This is a genomic window from Hydrocarboniphaga daqingensis, from assembly GCF_900129825.1.
In the GTDB taxonomy this organism is placed as follows: Bacteria; Pseudomonadota; Gammaproteobacteria; order Nevskiales; family Nevskiaceae; genus Hydrocarboniphaga; species Hydrocarboniphaga daqingensis.
Window position 1 is genome coordinate 428,641 of sequence record NZ_FQWZ01000002.1, and the last position, 19,671, is coordinate 448,311.

Consider the following 19,671-nt stretch of genomic DNA (forward strand, 5'->3'; position numbering starts at 1 on the left):
CCAAGCTCGACGCTCGAACGCCCTCATCCGGCGCTACGCGCCACCTTCTCCCGAGGGGAGAAGGGATGCAGCGGGCGGATTCAAACGATCGGCGGTTCGTCGGACTCGATGTCGCGGGTCATCGCTTCGAGTTGGGTAAACGCCAGCGAGGTCACGCGCGGGTCGGCGACTTCGGCGATGTGAAACACCGCGTCGCCCTCGTGGACCAGCGGCAGGCTGAGACGGCCGATCACCAGGCCGTCGTCTGGCGCCACGATCGGCACATCGACGCCGCCGAACGGGTCGCCGACCACGCCGAGTGTCTGGCCGGCGCGGACGTGATCGCCCAGCGCCACCTGGGCGCGCAGGATGCCGCTGGACGGCGAACGCGCCCAGCGGCTGGCGCGTGCCAGCACCGGCGATGGCGCGGCCGGTGCGCCATCGGGCAATCGCGGCAGCATCTCCAGCTCGCGCATCACGTTGAGCACGCCTTGCACGCCGATACGGATCGCCGTCTCGTCGAAGCGCAGCGCTTCGCTCGATTCGTACAGGATCACCGGGATATTGCGCCGCGTTGTGTACTCGCGCAGCGTGCCGCTGGCCGGCTTGGAGTTCAGGAACAGCGGCGCGCCAAAGGCCTGCGCCAGCCGCAGATTGACCGGGTTGCGCAGGTCGGTGCGGATCTGGGGCAAGTTCGGACGATGGATCGCGCCGGTATGCAGGTCGATGCCGTAGTCGCTGCGCTCGACCACTTCGCGAATGAACACGTGCGCCAGCCGCGCTGCCAGCGAGCCGCTCTCGCTGCCGGGGAAGCTGCGGTTCAGATCGCGACGGTCGGGCAGATACCGCGACTGGTGCAGGAACGCCATCACGTTGACCACCGGTACCGCCAGCAGTGTGCCGCGCAGCTGTTGCAGCACTGGCAGCTTCAGCAGCCGGCGGATCACCTCCACGCCGATGATTTCGTCGCCATGCAGCGCCGCACTGACGAACAGCGTCGGGCCGGCGACGCTGCCGCGCTGCACGATCACCGGCAGCGACACCGGTGCGCTGGTGTACAGCGTGGCGATCGGCAGATCGACGTTGCGCCGCTGCCCTGCCATCACGGCGATGTCGCCGATCGTGAAAGGCGTAAGGCTGTCGGTGCCGGAACTCATGTCGGCATGGTAGCGCGCGGTACCGTCATCGGCGCCGTCGTTGGGCTGGCCGATGCCGACGCTCAGCCGCGGCCTCGCGTCCGCGTGCGCCAGGGGCGCGCATTGTTCTCGATGAATTCGATGATCTGCGTGGCGACATCGACCTTGCTGACCCCTTCGATGCCCTCCAGCCCTGGAGAGGAATTCACCTCCATCACGACCGGTCCGTCGGCGGAGCGCAGCAGATCGACGCCGGCGACGTTGAGTCCCATCGCGCGCGCGGCGGCCAGCGCCGTGCGGCGCTCTTCAGGCGTGATCTGTACCGGCAGTGCGGTGCCACCGCGATGCAGGTTGGATCGAAACTCGCCCACCTTGGCTTGGCGCATCATCGTCGCGACGACCTTCTTGCCGATCACGAAGCAGCGGATGTCGGCACCCTTGGCCTCGGCAATGAAGCGCTGCACCAGAAAATGCGCGTCCAAGCCGCGGAACGCATCAATCACCGATGCGGCCGCCGGGTCGGTCTCGGCCAGCACGACGCCCTGGCCCTGGGTGCCTTCGATCAGCTTGATCACCAGCGGAGCCGGACCGACCACCTTCATCAAGTCGCCGGTGTCGTCGGGCGAATGGGCAAAGCCGGTCACCGGCATGCCGATGCCGTGGCGCGCCAGCAGCTGGTGTGCGCGCAGCTTGTCGCGGGCGCGCGTGATCGCCACCGACTCGTTCAGCGAGTAAGTGCCCATCATCTCGAACTGCCGCACCACCGCGGCGCCGTAGAACGTCACCGACGCGCCGATCCGCGGGATCACCGCGTCGAAGCCTTCGAGCTTCTTGCCGCGATAGTGAATCTCGGTGCAGTTGGGCGCGATCTTCATGTAGCAGCGCAGCACGTCGATCACTTGCACGCTGTGGCCGCGCGCCTTGGCGGCTTCGATCAAGCGGCGCGAGGAATACAGCTTGGCGTTGCGGGACAGCAGAGCGATTTTCATTGAACGGTGTGCCATCAGCTGGTCCGCCGTGCCGGGCGATGGCCCAGCACGAAGCTGGCGCCGGGGTCGACCTGCACGCGCCCTGCCAGTGCCGAGCGCCCCAGCAGCATCCTGAAACGCAGGTTGTCGCGCGCCGTCAGCGTCATCTCCATCGGCCAGGTCTGGGTGCCGATCGTCACCGGCGTCAGGATCACCGGCCGCAGTTCGCGGTGGCCGCCGGAGTCGGTGATCCAGCGCTCATCGAGCAAGTCGGTCTCGCACCACACCGGCGCGTCGCTGAGCTGTACCGGATGGACGCCGAAGCGGACGCGGCCCGGCTGCGGCCGCTCGACGGCGAAAGCGTGGATCGTCGACGTGCGCGCACCGGTATCGATCTTGGCCTTGATGTACGGAATCGACAGTGCCGGCAGTGCCACCCATTCGCGCCAGCCGACCAGAATCCGCTGCGCGGGCACATCGCCGCTGCGGCGGCTGCTTGAGAACGTCGTGGGCTTCATGGATCGGGCGGCCGATGGCGGGCGATGACGGGGCCGAAAGCCTAACCGGTCCGCGATGGCCTGCGCGTGAAGCGCGGACCCGCCGGCATCGTCGCCCCGGCGACGGCGGCGATCAGCGTGGCCGCTGCTGCAGTTGCTGCATCCGTTGCAGCATTGCGCGCAAGCGATCGTCGGCGTCACGCGGCGGCGATGCCCGGCTGCCACTGCGCGCGGTATTGAGCTCGCGTTCCAGCGTCGCAATCGTCCAGCGAAGCTCGACCTGAACCATGACCTCCCGAGCCAGCGCTCGCAGCGCGCGCAGCTGATCTTCGCTGAGCTGACGCGGGCGTTGGTCGATCGCGCACAGCGTCCCGATGGCATGACCGCCCGGCGTCACCAGCGGAACGCCGGCATAGAAGCGGATTCCCGGCGCTGACGTCACCAGCGGGTTGCGGGCAAAACGCTCGTCGAGTCGCGTGTCGGGAACCTGCATCACCGCGTTCGGATCAAGGATCGCGTGGGCGCAGAACGCGATATCGCGTGGTGTTTCAGTCGCCTCCAGTCCGATCTTGGCCTTGAACCACTGACGGTGTTCGTCGATCAGGCTGACCAGGGCGATCGGCGTCTGGCAGATCTGCGACGCGATGAACGCCAGGTCGTCGTATACCGCCTCCGGCAGCGTGTCGAGCAAGCGATATTGGTGGAGCGCGGCGAGCCGTTGGGATTCGCCGGCGGGCAGCGGCGCCGCTTGGACGCCATCGGTGTGGGGGGATGACGGCACGGGATCCTCAGTGGATGGGAGCGAGGCGGTTCAGGCGTTGTACCAAGGTTTGGTAGCGCGACAACATCGGACCGGCGTCGGTCAACGCCGTGTCGAGATCGACGGCGGCGCGCAGTTCGACCTGACGGCATAGCGCCGCCAACTGCAGCGCGCCGAACATCTCGCAGTTGCCGCGCATCGTGTGAGCTTGGCGGATCAGTGGTGCCGATTGACGTTGCTCAATTGCCAGGGCGATCTCACGCTGCTGCCGGGGCAGGTCGAGCACCAGCGCGGCGACGATCTCTTGCAGCCCTTCGTCGTCGAACGTCGCCCGCACCGACGCGACCATGTCCGGGTTGAAGTCGCGGTCTTCGTCGACGGCGGCGAGGTCGTCGCGGCGCGGACAGCGCTGTAGCGCGTCGACCAGCCGCTCGGGCGCGACCGGCTTGGCGATGTAGTCGTCCATGCCGGAGGCTTCGCAAGCGCGGCGGTCCTCCAGCGTGGCGTTGGCGGTCATCGCGACCAGCCGGGGCCGCTGCCCCGTCGGCCAGCGCTGCGTGATTTCGCGTGCTGCAGACAAGCCGTCCATGACCGGCATCTGCACGTCGAGCAGCACCAGATCGTAGGTCTGGCGCTCGACCGAGGTCACCGCCTCCCGGCCGTCGCCGACGAAGTCAGCGTTGTAGCCGAGCCGCTGCAGCAGCAGCCGCGCGACCTTCTGGTTCACGGCGTTGTCTTCGGCCACCAGAATCCGCAACGGATGGCGCTCGCCCAAGTCGTGCGGCAGCTTGTAGCTGGCGCTGGCCGCGGGCCGCACGGCCGTCGTCTTGAGCAGCACGGCGTTCATTTCTTCCAGCAGCCGCGATGGCTTGATCGGCTTCATCACGATGCCCGACACCACGCCGGGCTCGTGCACCTCCTGCGCGGCCGAGCTGAGAATCAGAATCGGCAGTTCGGCTTCGCTGCGCAGCTCGCGCAAGGCCCGCGACAGTTGCATGCCATCCATGGCCGGCATGTTGAAATCCAGCAGCGCGAAGTCGAAGGCGTCACCGCGCTGCACCCAGTTCAGCGCCTCGATCGGCGAGGTGGTGCAGACCGGCGTCATGCCCCATTGCTCGGCGTAATGACGCAGAATCCGCTGGTTGATCTCGATGTCGTCAACGATCAGTACGCGACGCCCGCGCAACGACGCGGAGCTGAGCGTCGATGCGGCCACACGCTGCTGCAGTGCCACCGCTTCGGTGCGGAAGCTGAAGCGGAACACCGAGCCGACACCGGGCTCGCTTTCGGCGCCGATTTCGCCGCCCATCAACTCGACCAGGCGCTTGCTGATCGACAAGCCCAGGCCGGTGCCGCCGAAGCGGCGCGTGGTGCTGGCATCGGCCTGGGTGAAGGCGTCGAACAAGGTCGGCAGCACCGCCGGGTCGATGCCAATGCCGGTGTCACGGACGTCGATCATGATCTGGTACGCCTGATCTGCCAGGGCTTGGGCGTGAACCTCGATCGACACCTGACCGCCGTCGGGGGTGAACTTGACGGCATTGGACAGCAGATTGACCAGCACCTGGCGCAGTCGACCGCTGTCGCCCAGCAGCGTGTCCGGAAGGCCCGCCGCGATCAGGTAACCCAGCTCCACATTCTTCTTCTGCGCACTGCCGGCCACCAGGTCGATCGAGGTTTCGATGCATTCGTGCAGGCTGAACGTCGTGTATTCCAGCTGCATGCGCCCAGCTTCGATCTTCGAATAGTCGAGGATGTCGTTGATGACGGTCAGCAGATGCTCGCCGCTGCTGCGAATCACTTCGGCGCTGTCGCGCTGCTCGGCGCTGAGCGCGGTGTCGAGCAAGATGCTGGTCATGCCGATGATCGCGTTCATCGGCGTGCGGATCTCGTGACTCATGCTCGACAGAAACGCCGACTTGAGCTGCGAGGCTTCCACGGCCGCCGCTTCGCGTACTTGTGCCTGGCTGTGTGCGAGTTCGAGCTGGCGCAGTTCGGTGATGTCGTCGCAAATCACCACGCCGGCGAGAATCTGGCCGGTGTTGTCACGCACCGGCGCCGCCGACATCCGCAACAGGCCGCGGCTGCCGTCGCCGCGCTCGATCTCCACATGCTCCCCGCGGACCACATCGCCGCTCAGGATCGCGCGCGCCATCGGCCATTGCCGGTTGTCGTAGCGGCGGCCTTCGGCGTCATAGCCGCGCCATTGCCCGTAGTCGTCGAAGCTCATCACCGGCTGCACGCTCTGGCGCCATAGCGCGTCGAACGGCTCGTTGGCGTACATCAGGCGACCGCTCGGCGCTTCACAGATGAACAGCGCCGACGGCAGCGCTTGCAGCGTGGACTCGAACAGCCTCACGCCCTGATCGCTGATCTCCTGCCAGCGGTTTTCCAGTTCGCTGATGTCGACGCCGATCACCTGCAGATGCACGACGCGACCGTGGGCGTCGCGCAGCGGCGTCAGCGTCAATTCGATCGACCGTTGCTGCAGCTGGCCTTCGGCATCAAGCAACTGGCAGCTGCGTTGCTCGCGCGAGATCACGCCCGCCGCCGCGACGTTGATCAAGTGGCGACCTTGGGCTCGGTTGATCTCGTCGGGATTCCAGCAGGGTGCATCCCAGAACGGCTGGCCGATCAGCACCTCGCGCGGCCAGCCCGACAGCATCACGGCTTGATCATTGGCGGCGATCACGTCGCCGTCGAGCGTCAAGACGGCCTGCATGATCGGTGACTGGTCGAACAGCGCCGCCCAGTCAGGGCCCTGGACCGGCGTGCCGGTCTCGATCGGCCTGCGCAGCTGGGGCGCCTCGCTGATCCGGTCGAGGCCGGCATCGGCGGTGATATCCCGAGCCACTGGGGCGTCGACGTCGGGCGCATGGTCGAGCCCGCCCGCTGCCGGCAACCGCGGCTCGATCGCCACGTCGGAGCGGGTCCAGTCGCGCGGCGGGAGGCCGATGGAGGGTTCGACTCGTCGGCTCATGGAGCACGTCCCTGTGGAATGAAACGGTTTATCGGTCGAGACTCGCCGATCTAAAGCGGGCTGTGGCCGCGGGCGGCCGCTGATAAAATCGCCAACCGCGTCTGATTCCGCAAGTGTCCACCATGTCGACTTCCGATCTGCAGTTCGATGTCATCGTCATCGGTGGCGGCCATGCCGGCACCGAGGCGGCGCTGGCGTCCGCGCGCAGCGGCGCGCGCACCTTGCTGGTCAGCCAGTCGATCGAGACGCTGGGCCAGATGTCCTGCAACCCGGCCATCGGTGGAATTGGCAAGGGTCATCTGGTGCGCGAAATCGACGCGCTCGGCGGCTTGATGGCGCAAGCCGCCGACCACGCCGGCATCCAGTTCCGCATGCTCAATGCGAGCAAGGGGCCGGCTGTGCGGGCCACGCGCGCGCAGGCCGACCGGGCGCTGTACAAGGCCTATGTCCGCAGCGCGCTCGAAAACCAGCCGGGTCTGCAGCTGTTCCAGAACGAGGTGGACGACCTGATCGTCGACGGCACGCGCGTCGCCGGCGTGGTCACGCGGATCGGTCTGCGTTTCACGGCCCGTGCGGTGGTGCTGACGGCTGGCACCTTCCTCGGCGGCCGCGTCCATGTCGGCCTGGCCCACCATCCGGGCGGTCGTGCCGGCGATGCGCCGTCGCTGCCGCTGGCAGCGCGGCTGCGCGAGCTGATGCCGCGCACCGGCCGGCTCAAGACCGGTACGCCGCCGCGGCTTGACGGCCGGACCATCGATTGGTCGGTGCTGCAGCCGCAGCCGGGCGACACGCCGACGCCGGTGTTCTCGTTCATCGGCGACGCCGCTCAGCATCCGCGGCAGGTCGATTGCCACATTACGCACACCAACGAGGCGACGCACGAGATCATCCGCAGCGGCTTCGACCGCTCGCCGATGTTCACTGGCGTGATCGAGGGCATCGGCCCGCGCTACTGCCCGAGCGTCGAAGACAAGGTCAACCGCTTCGCCGACAAGTCCAGCCACCAGATCTTTCTCGAGCCCGAGGGCCTGAGCACGCACGAGATCTATCCCAACGGCATCTCGACGTCGCTGCCGTTCGACATTCAGCAGCGCTTCGTGCGCAGCATCAAGGGGCTTGAGCACGCGCAGATCGTGCGTCCTGGCTACGCGATCGAATACGACTACTTCGATCCGCGCGACCTGCAGCGCAGCTTGCAGACCAAGGCCGTGCAGGGCTTGTTCTTCGCCGGCCAGATCAACGGCACCACCGGGTACGAGGAAGCCGCTGCACAGGGCTTGCTCGCCGGCATCAACGCCTCGCGGTATGCGCGCGGCGAAGCGGCCTGGGTGCCGCTGCGTCACGAGGCTTACATCGGCGTGCTGGTCGACGACTTGATCACGCTCGGCACCAATGAGCCATACCGGATGTTCACGTCGCGCGCCGAGCACCGGCTGTTGCTGCGTGAAGACAATGCCGACTTGCGGCTGACGCCGGTTGGCCGCGACATGGGCCTGGTCGACGAGCGGCGCTGGCGGCACTTCAGCGCCAAGTGCGATGCGATTGCCGCCGAGCGCTCGCGATTGGAGTCGCATTGGCTCAAGCCGGCCGAGTTGGCGGCGCCGGAGATCGTCGCCGTGTTCGGTCCGGCACCGACGTCGAACCGCGTGTCGGCGCTCGATCTGCTGCGCCGCCCCGAAGGCAGCTATGAGGTGCTGCGTCGCTTGGGCCTGGCGCGCGACGATGTCGACGCGGCTGCCGCCGAACAAGTCGAGATCGACGTCAAGTACGCCGGCTATGTGACGCGGCAGCAGGCCGACATTGCGCGCGCCGCGCGCTACGAGCAGGCGCCGTTGCCGCCGGACTTCGACTATGCCGCTGTCGCCGGGCTGTCCAACGAAGTGCGGCAGAAGCTGTTGCAGCATCGGCCGGAGACGCTGGCGCAGGCATCCCGTATCGCCGGCGTCACGCCGGCGGCGGTGTCACTGCTGCTGGTGCATCTGAAAAAGCAGGGCCTGCTGCGGCTGGCCGCTGCCGGCTAGCCCGGGCCGGCGTCGCTCAGACTTCGACGCCCGAGCAGACGTCGCCGATTGCACGCAGCGCATCGCGCCGCGAAATGATGCCGACGACCTTGCCGCCATCGACGACCGGATAGCGGCGGTGCGATGAGTTGGTGAACAGCGAGCACAAGTGGGTCATGCTGGTGTCGGGTGACACGCTGACGACTTTGGTGCTCATGAACTGGCTCACCGGCCCGGCGACGCACGTGTCGCTCGATGCAATGAACGCGATCGACAGGCAGTCGCGCTCCGACAGCATGCCGATCAGGTTGCCCTGAGCGTCGAGCACCGGCGCGCTGGCGATCCGATGGCGGACCAGATCGTGTACCGCCGACATCACTTCGGTATCCGGGGAGAACGACACCAGCGTGGTCGTCATGTAGCTGCGGACGACGACCGAATCGAGTGTGGCCATGAGCGGTTCCATTGCAGGGCGGTGCCGGGCAAGTTACTCCCGACCCCGCGCTGCCACAACCGTCGTTCGGACGAGCCGCGACCCCCGCGGCGCCGGCTGTCGGCCTTAGCCGTTCAGATACCAGTGCAGCCGTTGGCCGTGCTCGCGCAGCCAGCGGCGGTGACGCTCGAAGTCGGGCATGTGGTGCTCGACCAGGCCCCAGAAGCGGTCGGTGTGGTCCATGTGCACGCGGTGACACAGTTCGTGGATCACCACGTACCGGAACACCTCGGGCGGCGTCAGCACCAGTCGCCACGACAGGCTGATCAAGCCCGACGGCGCACAGCTGCCCCACAGCGTCTTTTGATCGGCAATCCGCGGCCCTTCGAAGCTGACGCCGATGCGCGCCGCTTCGACGGTCATCCAGTGCGTCGCGTCATGCAGCGCTTCTTTCTTCAGCGCATCGCGCAGCAGCTTTTCGAGCTTGGACGGCGTCGACAGCGCCGCGGGCGGGCAGAACAGGCTCAGCGCCTCGGGCTCGATCCGCAGCATCGGCGCACGCACTTGCGCCGGGATCACGCGCAGCGGTGTCGGCTTGTCGCGCAGCGGCAGGCGGTCGCTGCCGTCCCAGCGCAGCTGCGGCGACGGACCGGCCTGCGCATCGCGGGCGGCGCGCAGCTTCATCTCGGCGATCTTCTGCCGCACCCAGTCTTCGCGGCTGCGCAGAAACTCGTGCGCCACCGTGCGCGATACGAATCGCGGAATCACCAGCACCACTTCGGTCGGCGAAATGACTTCGACGCGGATGCTGTGCGACTTGCTGCTGATGCGCTCGGTCACCTGATAGGCGTCGAACATCAGGTCGAGCTGATTCGTCGGGTTCACGGGGTCGGGTCAGCGCGCGGGGCGGGGCTTGGAAGCGCTATTGAATCACGCGACAGCCGGCGGCGTGGAACCGCGCTGCATCGGCGCCGGGCCGAAGTACGACGCGGCGCCAGCGGGACTAGCCCAGGCGATTGAATGCATCCAGCTCGGCCTGGTTTAGCAGCACGATCTGCTGCTCCGCGGCGTGGCGCTCGATGTCGCCGCGGCCGACGTTCATCAACTTGAGCCAGTACGGCACCAAGGCCAGCCGCAAATGCTTTTCCAGCGTGCCGTGATGCATGCCGAAGTCGTGCTCGACGACGCGCCGCTGCGGCTCGGTCAGGCCGGGATGCGGGCCGACGCGCACGGTGACGTGGTTGCGCCAGTCCCAGTCCTGCGCGCTGTCGATGCCGGCACTGTCGCCGAGGCCCGGCAGCCCGATGATCCGTGACAGCAGAAAGTCGCGGAAGCCCTGATGTTCCAGCGAATAGGCGCGTGCGTGCCAGCGTCCGACGTAGGCCAGAGAATGCGGTGCGATCTGCAGCGCGCGCGGATCGGGTCGGTTCATCGACTGGTATTCGATCGACAGCCAGCGCTGTTCGCGGATCGCAGTGCCCAAGCGCTGCAGCACACGCACGTCGAATTCGCGCTGCGGCAGTTCGAGAATCTCGGCAGGCACATGACCGGCGGCGGCCATCGCCAGCGGCAGGTCCTGCGCCAGATCGTGATGGCGCAGCACGCTCAGCCATTCCTCGGCGCTGCCGCGCAGGAACGCAGGCTCGAAGCGATCGCTGGCGCGGTAAACGCCGGTGGCGACGTCCAGATCCAAATTGTCCGGGCAGCGTGCGCGGTACAGCGCAATATCTTTCTCGGCTTTGCGCGTGCTGATGTCGAATGCGTCGCGCAAGTCGCCCGCGCGAATCAGCCCGTCCCAGATCACGCGTGCTTCGAGCAGCATCAAGCGCTGGCGTTGGTCCCAGGGCAGACGGGTCGGGCTGAGAGAGTTCATATCGGCTCGTTGAGCTTGCGAAAAAAAACGGCGGTGTCGGCATTGACAGACGCGCAGTATCGGCGAACACGGTGCTGACGGTCGTCGAGCGGTAAAAAAATCGTCATCGGGCTGCGCGGCGTTGTTTTACCGTCATTCGCGCGCATCAAGGCGGTGCTTATCCACAGGCTTATCCCCGCGATCTGTCGATAACTTTGGCGATGGATCGCAATGCAACATGCGCTCTGGCGCAGTGCCGTTCGTCAGTCCGCGCGGTAGCCGATCCGTTCAAGCAGGCCTTCGAGCTCGTCCAGCGAATGGAACTTGACCTTCAGTTCGCCTTCGCCGCTGCGTTCGGCGCTGACGCTGACCGGATAGCCGAGTTGATCCGACAGCGCGCGCTCCAGTGCAGTCCAGTCGCTGGCCTTGCCCGCGGGCTTGAACACAATGCGCGCATCGCGCATCGCCGCGATGCGCCGCTCCAGCGCGCGCACCGTCAGCTTGTGGCGGATCACCTCGTCGGCCATGCCGACCTGGTCGCGCAGTGCCAGGCCCGCCAGCACCTTGGCATGGCCCAGGTGAATGTGGCCTTCGTTGACCAGTGCGGCCACTTCGGGCGCCAGATGCAGCAGCCGCAAATAGTTGCTGACGTATTCGCGCGACTTGCCGATGCGCTTGCCGATCTGCTCATGCGTCAGCTCGAACACTTCGCCAAGGCGCTTCATGCCCGCGGCCGCTTCCATCGGCGTCAGCGATTCGCGTTGCAGGTTTTCGATCAGGCCGACGACGAAGGCTTCGGTGTCGGACAGATCGTCACGGATGATCGCGGGAATCGCGTGCAGCCCCGCGCTCTGCGCGGCGCGCCAGCGGCGCTCTCCGGCCAGCAGCTCGTAGCCCCAGACGCGAGTGCGCAGTACCACCGGCTGGACCACGCCCGACTCGCGGATCGACTCGGCCAGCTCGGCCAGACTCGCCGCGTCGAAGTGGCGGCGTGCCTGCTGCGAGCCGGGCCGGATCAAGTCGACCGGAATCGTGCGGATGGTGTCGGCGGGGCGAGTGCTCATGCTGCAGTGCGGCAGGGAATCCTGATGGTGAAACGGGGAGCGGGCTGAATCCAGCGGGCCGGCGCGACCGAAAGCCTATGCGACAATGCAGAACAAGCCACCCCAGAAGGGCATTATCGTGGAAGAGCACTACCGAGCCATCATCGAGGCTCTGGGCGAGAACCCGGACCGCGAAGGCCTGCTGCGCACGCCGGCCCGTGCCGCCAAGGCCATGCGGTTTCTGACGCAGGGTTACGAGCAGGATATCGACACCATCGTCAACGGCGCCATTTTCGAGTCGAGCAACGACGAGATGGTCATCGTCCGCGACATCGAGCTGTATTCAATGTGCGAGCACCATCTGCTGCCGTTCATCGGCAAGGCGCATGTTGCCTACTTGCCGCAGGGCAAGGTCGTCGGCTTGTCGAAGATTTCGCGCATCGTCGACATGTTCGCGCGGCGCCTGCAGATCCAGGAAAACCTGACCAAGCAGATCGGCGAGTGCATTCAGCAGGTGACCAACGCCGCGGGCGTGGCCGTCGTCATTGAAGCGAAACACCTGTGCTCGATGATGCGAGGTGTCGAGAAGCAAAACTCGGCGATGGTCACGTCGATGATGATCGGTCGCTTTCGCGAGGATTCGCGCACCCGCACCGAGTTTCTGAACCTGGTCCGCGGCTAGACCGACCCCATTCGCTTCCGGCCCGGACGGGCTGGAACGTCAGCTAGAATCCAGGCCGGCGCGCAGGTGCCGCCACCGCCACCGGCCCTGTCAAACCCACAAGCGCGCGTTACCCACGCTGGAGATTGAATCATGGGAGCTGCACCCGGCATTGCTCTTGAGAACTCGGCCCAAGTCGAGGTCCTCGCCTCGATGGAGGCTTTCGTTCGTGACGAAATGGAGGCGCACAAGGAGCGCCGCAATCTGTGGTTCCCGAACGAGCTGGTCCAGGCCGATGCCGACACGGCAGCCGAGTGGGACGAGCAGCTGGTCGAAGTGCGCGCGGGTGCGCGCGAGCTGCCCGACGCCGTGCGCGTCGCCGTGGCGCTGAACCTGTTGACCGAAGAAGGCCTGCCGCATTTTCACCGGCTGATCGCGGTGCATTTCGGCGAGGAATCCGCGTGGGGCGACTGGAACAACATGTGGACGGCCGAAGAAGACCGCCACGGCTGCGCGCTGCGCGACTACGTGCGCGACGCGCGCTTGTTCAACATGGGCGAGCTGGAGCGTCTGCAGTATTCGTACATCGAAGCCGGCTTCAATCCCGAGTGGGAGAAAGACCCGTACCGTCTGCTGGCTTACACCTCGCTGCAGGAAAAGGCCACGCAGCTGTCGCATGCCAACACCGGCCGTCTCGGCTCGGGTCGCGAACCGCTGTTGCAGCGCGTGCTGGCGCATCTGGCCGGCGACGAGTCGCGGCACTACGTGTTCTACCGTTCGATGTTTGGCGAGATCCTGAAGCGCGATCCGAACCGCGCGCTGGTGGCGCTGCAGAAGATCGTCAGCAATTTTTCGATGCCCGGCCATCGCATCGCCGGCTTCGACGACATGAGCGAAGTCGTGCGCCGCTCCAACATCTTCGGGCCGCGCCAGTTCCAGCGCATCGTCGAAGAAGTGCTCGAGGTCTGGCAGCTGGGCGCGATGAGCGGCCTGTCGGCCGAGGGCGCCGAGGCGCAGGACAAGCTGATGAACGTGGCGCCGCGTCTCGAAAAGCTCGCCGACCGCGTCGACGCCAAGCAGAAGCCGCGCACGTTCCGCTTCGCGTTCGCGTATCACCGCGACATCACGCTGTAGGCCGCTGCCCATGACGCTCGCCGGCCAGCGGGTCCTGATCACCGGTGCCGGCAGTGGCCTGGGTCGCGCGCTGGCGCTGCAGTTCGCCAGCGCCGGCGCCCGGGTTGCCTGTACCGACGTCAATTTGGAAAGCGCGCAGCAAACCGCCGCGCTGCTGCCGCCGCGCGGCGCCGCTGCAACGCTGGCGCTGGCGCTGGCGCTCGACGTCCGATCCGAAGCTGAATTCACCGATGTCGTTGCCGCCGTGCAGCAGGCCTGGGGCGGCGTCGACGTGCTGGTCAACAACGCCGGCGTGGCCACCGCGGGCACGGTGGCCGAGTCGCCGCTGGACCAGTGGCGCTTCATCATCGACATTAATCTGCTCGGCTGCGTGCGCGGCGCGCGCGCGGTGATTCCGCTGATGCAGCAGCAGCGCGCCGGCCACATCGTCAACATCGCCTCGTTCGCCGGCATCGCCAATCCGCCGGCGCTGGCCAGCTACAACGCGACCAAGGCGGCCGTGATTTCGCTGTCGGAGACGCTGCGCTTCGAGATGGCGCCGCATGGCGTCGGCGTCAGCGTCGCCTGCCCGTCGTTCTTCCAGACCGCGCTGATGGAAACCTCGCGCGCTGCGGCACCCGCGGCCGGTGGCGATGTGGCGCCGCAGATGAGCCGCATCGTCGCCCGGCTGATGCAAAAGGCGACCGTCAGCGCCGACGACGTCGCCGCCGACATCGTCGATGCGGTGCGCCGCCCGCGGTTCCTGGTGATCACGCATGCCGATGCCCGACAGCGCTACCACCTGAAGCGGCTGCTGCCGGAGCGCTATTTCCGGATGGCGCGCAAGGCGACCGAGGCGTTTCTGGCGCGTTGATGAGCCCGTCGCCGTCGTGCCGCGCGGTGCGGCGACTCGACGGTGGCGACGCGGATGGGCCGCCTCCGCGCGGGTAGGGCGCGGCCAGTTGATCGATTGTTTAATAACGCGGAGCGGGCTCGCCCCGCGCTCCATTCCGAGGTCGGTCGCATGAGTCGCACGCTGTCGTCACCCGGTACCGGCATCGACCGGCGCCAGTTCCTGAAGCTGTCGGCTGGCGGCACGGCGACGCTGGCCCTGCTCGGCGCCAGCAGCCAGCTCACCGGCTGCTCGGCGACCGTCATCGCCGCCCCTGGCATGCAGTTCCTGACGCCGGACGACGTGGCGCTGTTCACCGCGCTGCTGCCGGTGGTCAACGGCACGGCGTATCCGGCGGCTGACGCGGCGGTGCGCGACCGGGCGCTGCAACGGATCGACGAGGCTTGCGCGCTGCTGCAAGCGCCGGCCCGCGCCGAGCTGCGCAAGCTGATCGGCCTGCTGCATCTGCGCGTGTTCCGCCGGCTGGTCTGCGGCGTGTCCACTGGCTGGGATCAGGCCAGCGCCGGCGAGCTGACCGCGTTTCTGCAGCGCTGGCGCGACAGCCGCGTCGGCTTGTTCAACGCCGGCTACCGCGCGCTGACCAAACTCGCAGCGGTGGGTTGGTGGAGCCAAGCCGCGAGCTGGCCCGGTAGCACCTATCCCGGTCCGCCCGCATGGGCGCTGGCCGCCTTGAACGCGCCGTCCGCCTAGACCCCGCCGCCATGTCCACTATCAACGATATTTACGCCGACGGCATCGCCAGCGGCTGGAAGCTGATCAACGCGGCAACGCTGACCGAGTCGCGCACCTTCGAGGCCGATGTCGTCATCGTCGGCAGCGGCGCCGGTGGCGGCACCGCCGCCGAAATCCTGGTCGAAGCCGGCCTGAGCGTGCTGATGCTCGAAGAAGGTGCGCTGTACACGGCAGCCGACTTCAAGGACATGGACGAGTGGCGCGGCTACACCACGCTGTATCAGGAAGGCGGCGGCCGCAGCACGTCCGACGGTGCGGTGGCGATCTTCCAGGGCCGCGCGGTCGGCGGCACGACGACGGTCAACTGGACCACCAGCCTGCGCACGCCGGAGCAGACGCTGGCGCACTGGTCGCAAGCCTTCGGCGTGCAAGGGGCCGACATGGCGACGATGGGCCCCTGGTTCGAGCGCGCCGAAGCGCGGCTCGGCATCGCGCCCTGGGCCGCCGAACCCAACCGTAACAACGCGCTGCTGCGCGACGGCTGCGAAAAGCTTGGCTGGAAGTGGAAGACGATCCCGCGCAACGTGCGTGGCTGCTGGAACCTGGGCTACTGCGGCATGGGCTGCCCGACCAACGCCAAGCAGTCGATGCTGGTGACGACGATCCCCGCTGCGCTGCAAAAAGGCATGACGCTGCTGCACCACGCGCGCGTCGACCGGCTGCTGCTCGGCCCGGCCGGCGTCGAGGCCTTGAGCATCAGCGCACTGGGCCAGGATGTGCGCACCCCGACCGGCTTGAAGCTGACCGTGCGCGCACGCCATTACGTGCTCGCGGGCGGCGCGATCAACACGCCTGCGCTGCTGCTGCGATCCAGTGCGCCCGACCCGCACGGCACGCTTGGCCGGCGCACCTGTATTCATCCAGTCAACGGCACGCTGGCGCTGTTCGACGACAAGGTCAACGGCTTCCACGGCGCGCCGCAGTCGATCTACTCGGATCAGTTCCTGTGGCCGGAGCAGGGCGTCGGCTACAAGCTCGAAGTGCCGCCGCTGCAGCCGATGCTGACCACCGGCTTGTTCGGCAGCCATGGCGCCGATCTGACCCGTGACATGGCGCGGCTCGACCATGCCCAGGTCAACGTCGCCCTGATGCGCGACGGCTTTACCGAGGCCACGGCCGGCGGACGCGTGCGTATCGACGATGCCGGCAATCCGCTGCTCGACTACGAGATCAGCGACGAGTTGTGGGCAGCGTTCCAGCGCTCGTTCCTGAGCATGGCCGAAGCCCAGTTCGCTGCCGGCGCGCGCAGCGTACGGCCCGGACATCTGGACGGCCGCGACTACACCAGCTGGGAACAGGCACGCGAGGCGATCAAGTCGCTGGCGATGCAGAAGCACCGCGTCACGCTGTACACGGCGCACCTGATGGGTGGCTGCACGATGTCGAGCGACCCGGGGCGTGGCGTCGTCGACAGCAACGGCCAGCATCACCAGCTGCCGAACCTGTCGGTGCTCGACGGCTCGATCTTCCCGACCAGCATCGGCGCCAATCCGCAGCTGTCGATCTACGCCTTCGTCGGCCGTAACGCCACGCATCTGGCGCAGACGCTGAAGGCCTGACGCCAGGGCGGCGCTAGTCGCGCCGCAGCTCGAAGCCCTGGAGTCCGGGCGACGGCTCGGCTGCCTGCCAGTCGAGGGCATCGACCCGCGCGGCCGGCGGGCCTTGCAGCAGCCATTGGCGCAGTTGATCAAGCGCGGCGGGCGCACCCAGTGCCAGGCCCTCGACACGGCCGTCGGCGAGGTTGCGCACCCAGCCCTGCAGTCCCAGCCGACGGGCCTGGTCGCAGGTACTCTGGCGGAAGTACACGCCCTGAACCCGGCCGTTCACGCTGAAGCGGTAACATTCGGTCGCAGGCGGGTTCATCGGCACAGGGCTCGGCAGGAGTCGGAAATGGGAATGTTAAAGCGCTGGCGTGATCGTCTGGAGCGTCGCAACGCATCGTTGACCGGTGACGACGACGCGGCTCAGACCGAGCGGTACCGGTTCTCGGCGGCGATTCCGGTCGCGGGCCTCGGCTCGATCTGCCGCATCGACCTGCAGTTGCTGCGCGAGCCGCAGCGCGACGGCGAACGTCTGCATCTGCGTGCCCACCTGCAAACCAACTTCGGCTCGGTGCTGCGCCCGGCGCTGGCCCAGGCCGCCAGCGCCGAAGTGCTGGACGCGCCGCGCTCGGCGTCGCGGTCGCTGGCGCCGGCCGACCGCGCCGCGCGGCTCGCCACCCGCGGCCTGCAGCGCGTGCTGGCCACGCCGCTGGCGCAGCGCATCGGCGATTCGCTGGCCACGCATGACTTCAACACCTGGGTCGAGGTGCAAGCCTCGACCGAGCCGCTGAACGACGGCGCGCATTCGCTGGTGCCGCAGCAGGACAAGCTCGCGGCGATGGGCATCGTCGCGGCGCGCGGCAGCGGCCCGCAGAACTGGATCACGCGCAGCGCCCAGGGCTTTGCGCAGCTGTCGCTGCTGCAGCTGGACAAGTCCGACCTGCCGCCGGACCTGTCGCGCCGCTTCGGCGATCAGCCATTCCAGCTGGCCGCCGCGATCGTCAACACCGCCGAGCGCAAGTAGCGCCCGCCACCGTCAGCGCTCGGCCACACCGAGCGCTTGCAGCGTCTCCACGGTGAGCCCGGCCGGCGTCAGCCCAGCCGCGCGTTGATACGCCCCCAGCGCCTGTGACGAGCGCCGTCCCCAGCGACCGTCGCGCGTGCCCGGATCGTGACCGGCGGCGCCCAGCGCGGTCTGGACGCGGCGCAGCAGTTCGGGCGTGGCGTTGGTGTCGCAGATCACGCTGACCCAGCGCTGCTGCGCCGGCGCGACCTGCACCAGGCGCTCGCGCATCTCGTAGACCGCCGGGACCGGCACGCTGATTTGTCGCTCGGGCTCAACCAACTGGCGCACGCGGCGCATCACAGTGCGCTCCGGTACGTTGACCCAGCGTGTTTCGGCCGGCGTTACCAAGCGCCGCTGGCGCACGGTGCGGGTCACGGCCGCCACCGGCTCGCTGACGCGTTCGGCCGGCGTGATCTGCCGCTGACGGCGGACGATCTGGTACTCCACCGGGCCTTCGACGGCACACAGCTCGCCGGTGATCGGGTCTGGCTTGAGCACGGTGCCGGTGCGCGTCGCGACGCGTTCTTCGACCGTCTCGTACTGCGCCGGGCGCAGCGTGCGCTGACGGCTGCCGGCCGGCGTGACGTCGACGGTTTGCTCGGTGATCTCGTATTCGGCCGGCCGCACGACGACGCGGCGTCTGCCGGCGGGCCGGCGCTCCGGCTGCTCGACCCACTCGTAACGCGCCGGAATCGTCTGCAAGCGCGTGGTTTCGGGCGTCACCAGCACCGATTCGCTATGCCGCTCGAATCGCGCCGGCTCCACCCACTGCGCCCAGCATTCACCGGGCCGCGCTTGCGGCGGCTCGGCCAGCTGCAGCGCATCGGGGAGCGGCTCGGCCATCGCCAGCGGCGCGGCCCAGCACAGCCACCACCACCAGCGCGCGCGCGGCAGCCGGCTGGCGTGCTGGGGCGTCATCGGCCGTCGCGGCCGTCGGCGAGGCGGACGCCGAGGCCCTGCAGCGTCTCCAGCGTGATGCCGCCCTGAGCCAGGCCGTTGGCGGCCTGGTAGCGGCGCACGCCGTCGACAGTGCCCGAGCCGATCCGCCCGTCGATCGGGCCGCTGTAGAACCCGGCACTCTTGAGCGCGTTCTGCAGCGCGCGGACGGTGTCGGGCGTGGCGTTGGTCTGGCACAGCACGCCGCGCCATTCCATGCGGCCGTCACTGATTTTTTCTTCGCGGCTGACGGTCTGATACTCGGCCGGCACCGCGATCCGCTGCTCACGCGCCGGCTCGACGAGCTTGCGCACTTTGACGGTCTGGTACTGCGCCGGCACGGTCTCGCGACGCACCTCGGCCTCCTTGACCAGCACCTGGCGGCGCACGGTCTGGTATTCGGCCGGCACCGTCACGCGCCGCGTCGTGGCCGGCTGATCGACTTCGCTGCGGGTTACGTCGCGGTATTCGGCCGGCGTTTCGACCAGGCACATGATGTCGCCGGTCAGGTTGTCGACTTTCTCGACCAGGCCGCGGCCGCGCTGCCATTGCTGGCTGGCCGGACGCACCAGCTGGCGCTCGGTCACGTTGCGATAGGTCGCCGGCACCTGCTCGATCCGTTCGGATTCAGGCTTGACCAGCACCGACTGTTCTTCCCAGCGGTATTCGGCCGGCACGACTTCGACGATGCGCTCCGAGGCCGGCTTGACCATCACCGTCTCCTCGGCCCACTCGTAGCGTTCGGGGACGATCTCGATGCGCTCCGACGCCGCTTTGCGCAGCACCGACTCGGTGACGGTCTTGAACTGTGGCGGCGTGTAGACGCGCGCATAGCATTCGCCAGGGCGTGCCAGCAGCGGCAGGCTGGCGTCGTAGGCGGTGGTGGTCTGCTGCGCCAAGGCGAGCGGGCTTGCGATCAGCGCTGCCAGCAGCAGGCCGGCATGGATGCGATGCCCCGACATGAAGATCCCCCCAGGTAAGTCGTCAGCCTATCGACGCACGCGGCGCAAGCCAAGCCAAGCCAACAATCCATACCGTTGCCCGGTCGGCGTCGGATCGGC

19 protein-coding genes are annotated in these 19,671 nt (G+C 67.7%); 7 read left to right on the plus strand and 12 right to left on the minus strand.

Going from position 1 to position 19,671, the window contains the following annotated elements:
* Positions 1-80 precede the first annotated feature (80 nt).
* The 5 genes from BUB09_RS04940 to BUB09_RS04960 all read right to left on the minus strand — a co-directional run bounded on the left by BUB09_RS04940 (position 81) and on the right by BUB09_RS04960 (position 6,320).
* Complete coding sequence (locus BUB09_RS04940; protein ID WP_072894924.1) at positions 81-1,136, minus strand: succinylglutamate desuccinylase/aspartoacylase family protein; 1,056 nt, start codon at positions 1,134-1,136, stop codon at positions 81-83.
* Positions 1,137-1,198: 62 nt separating this feature from the next.
* Entirely contained in the window at positions 1,199-2,104 is a 906-nt protein-coding gene (gene rimK, locus BUB09_RS04945; RefSeq protein ID WP_072894926.1) for a 30S ribosomal protein S6--L-glutamate ligase, read from the minus strand.
* Positions 2,105-2,118: 14 nt separating this feature from the next.
* On the minus strand, positions 2,119-2,601 hold the full coding sequence (locus tag BUB09_RS04950; RefSeq protein WP_072894929.1) for an ATP-dependent zinc protease family protein: 483 nt from the start codon (positions 2,599-2,601) through the stop codon (positions 2,119-2,121).
* Positions 2,602-2,713: 112 nt separating this feature from the next.
* A complete protein-coding gene (locus tag BUB09_RS04955; RefSeq protein ID WP_072894932.1) occupies positions 2,714-3,361 on the minus strand; it encodes a GAF domain-containing protein in 648 nt (215 codons plus the stop codon).
* A gap of 7 nt (positions 3,362-3,368) precedes the next feature.
* Positions 3,369-6,320, minus strand: coding sequence for a response regulator (locus BUB09_RS04960; protein ID WP_072894934.1), 2,952 nt, complete (start codon positions 6,318-6,320; stop codon positions 3,369-3,371).
* Positions 6,321-6,442: 122 nt separating this feature from the next.
* Here BUB09_RS04960 and mnmG point away from each other — a divergent pair, with 122 nt between their 5' ends.
* A complete protein-coding gene (mnmG, locus tag BUB09_RS04965; RefSeq protein WP_072894936.1) occupies positions 6,443-8,341 on the plus strand; it encodes a tRNA uridine-5-carboxymethylaminomethyl(34) synthesis enzyme MnmG in 1,899 nt (632 codons plus the stop codon).
* Positions 8,342-8,357: 16 nt separating this feature from the next.
* Here the strand turns inward: mnmG and BUB09_RS04970 are convergent, their stop codons facing one another.
* The 4 genes from BUB09_RS04970 to BUB09_RS04985 all read right to left on the minus strand — a co-directional run bounded on the left by BUB09_RS04970 (position 8,358) and on the right by BUB09_RS04985 (position 11,669).
* Positions 8,358-8,774, minus strand: a complete 417-nt coding sequence (locus BUB09_RS04970) for a CBS domain-containing protein (RefSeq protein ID WP_072895479.1) — start codon at positions 8,772-8,774, stop codon at positions 8,358-8,360.
* Positions 8,775-8,879: 105 nt separating this feature from the next.
* Entirely contained in the window at positions 8,880-9,638 is a 759-nt protein-coding gene (locus tag BUB09_RS04975) for a M48 family metallopeptidase (protein ID WP_072894938.1), read from the minus strand.
* A gap of 118 nt (positions 9,639-9,756) precedes the next feature.
* Positions 9,757-10,626, minus strand: coding sequence for a BrxR family helix-turn-helix transcriptional regulator (locus tag BUB09_RS04980; protein ID WP_072894941.1), 870 nt, complete (start codon positions 10,624-10,626; stop codon positions 9,757-9,759).
* A 242-nt stretch (positions 10,627-10,868) separates the two neighbouring features.
* Positions 10,869-11,669, minus strand: coding sequence for a ParB/RepB/Spo0J family partition protein (locus BUB09_RS04985; RefSeq protein ID WP_072894944.1), 801 nt, complete (start codon positions 11,667-11,669; stop codon positions 10,869-10,871).
* A 118-nt stretch (positions 11,670-11,787) separates the two neighbouring features.
* Here BUB09_RS04985 and folE point away from each other — a divergent pair, with 118 nt between their 5' ends.
* The 5 genes from folE to BUB09_RS05010 all read left to right on the plus strand — a co-directional run bounded on the left by folE (position 11,788) and on the right by BUB09_RS05010 (position 16,626).
* Entirely contained in the window at positions 11,788-12,330 is a 543-nt protein-coding gene (gene folE, locus BUB09_RS04990; protein WP_217650232.1) for a GTP cyclohydrolase I FolE, read from the plus strand.
* A 132-nt stretch (positions 12,331-12,462) separates the two neighbouring features.
* The gene (locus BUB09_RS04995; RefSeq protein ID WP_072894950.1) at positions 12,463-13,443 is read left to right on the plus strand and encodes an acyl-ACP desaturase; all 981 of its coding nucleotides are present in this window, start codon (positions 12,463-12,465) and stop codon (positions 13,441-13,443) included.
* Positions 13,444-13,453: 10 nt separating this feature from the next.
* Positions 13,454-14,296 carry an SDR family oxidoreductase gene (locus BUB09_RS05000; protein ID WP_072894952.1) on the plus strand — a complete coding sequence of 281 codons (843 nt, stop codon included), beginning with the start codon at positions 13,454-13,456 and terminating at the stop codon, positions 14,294-14,296.
* A gap of 150 nt (positions 14,297-14,446) precedes the next feature.
* On the plus strand, positions 14,447-15,025 hold the full coding sequence (locus BUB09_RS05005; RefSeq protein ID WP_072894955.1) for a twin-arginine translocation signal domain-containing protein: 579 nt from the start codon (positions 14,447-14,449) through the stop codon (positions 15,023-15,025).
* 11 nt (positions 15,026-15,036) lie between these two features.
* Positions 15,037-16,626, plus strand: coding sequence for a GMC family oxidoreductase (locus tag BUB09_RS05010; protein ID WP_072894958.1), 1,590 nt, complete (start codon positions 15,037-15,039; stop codon positions 16,624-16,626).
* A 13-nt stretch (positions 16,627-16,639) separates the two neighbouring features.
* Here the strand turns inward: BUB09_RS05010 and BUB09_RS05015 are convergent, their stop codons facing one another.
* Positions 16,640-16,930: an acylphosphatase gene (locus tag BUB09_RS05015; RefSeq protein WP_072894961.1), complete on the minus strand. Its 291-nt coding sequence runs from the start codon at positions 16,928-16,930 to the stop codon at positions 16,640-16,642.
* 27 nt (positions 16,931-16,957) lie between these two features.
* On the opposite strand from BUB09_RS05015, the gene BUB09_RS05020 reads away from it, so the two are divergent.
* Positions 16,958-17,632, plus strand: coding sequence for a hypothetical protein (locus BUB09_RS05020; protein ID WP_139250123.1), 675 nt, complete (start codon positions 16,958-16,960; stop codon positions 17,630-17,632).
* 12 nt (positions 17,633-17,644) lie between these two features.
* On the opposite strand, the gene BUB09_RS05025 is transcribed toward BUB09_RS05020, so the two are convergent.
* Both BUB09_RS05025 and BUB09_RS05030 read right to left on the minus strand, forming a co-directional pair.
* Positions 17,645-18,592 carry a peptidoglycan-binding domain-containing protein gene (locus BUB09_RS05025; RefSeq protein WP_072894966.1) on the minus strand — a complete coding sequence of 316 codons (948 nt, stop codon included), beginning with the start codon at positions 18,590-18,592 and terminating at the stop codon, positions 17,645-17,647.
* Positions 18,589-19,572, minus strand: coding sequence for a peptidoglycan-binding domain-containing protein (locus BUB09_RS05030; RefSeq protein WP_072894968.1), 984 nt, complete (start codon positions 19,570-19,572; stop codon positions 18,589-18,591). Before BUB09_RS05030 ends, BUB09_RS05025 begins: the two co-directional genes overlap by 4 nt.
* Positions 19,573-19,671 lie beyond the last annotated feature (99 nt).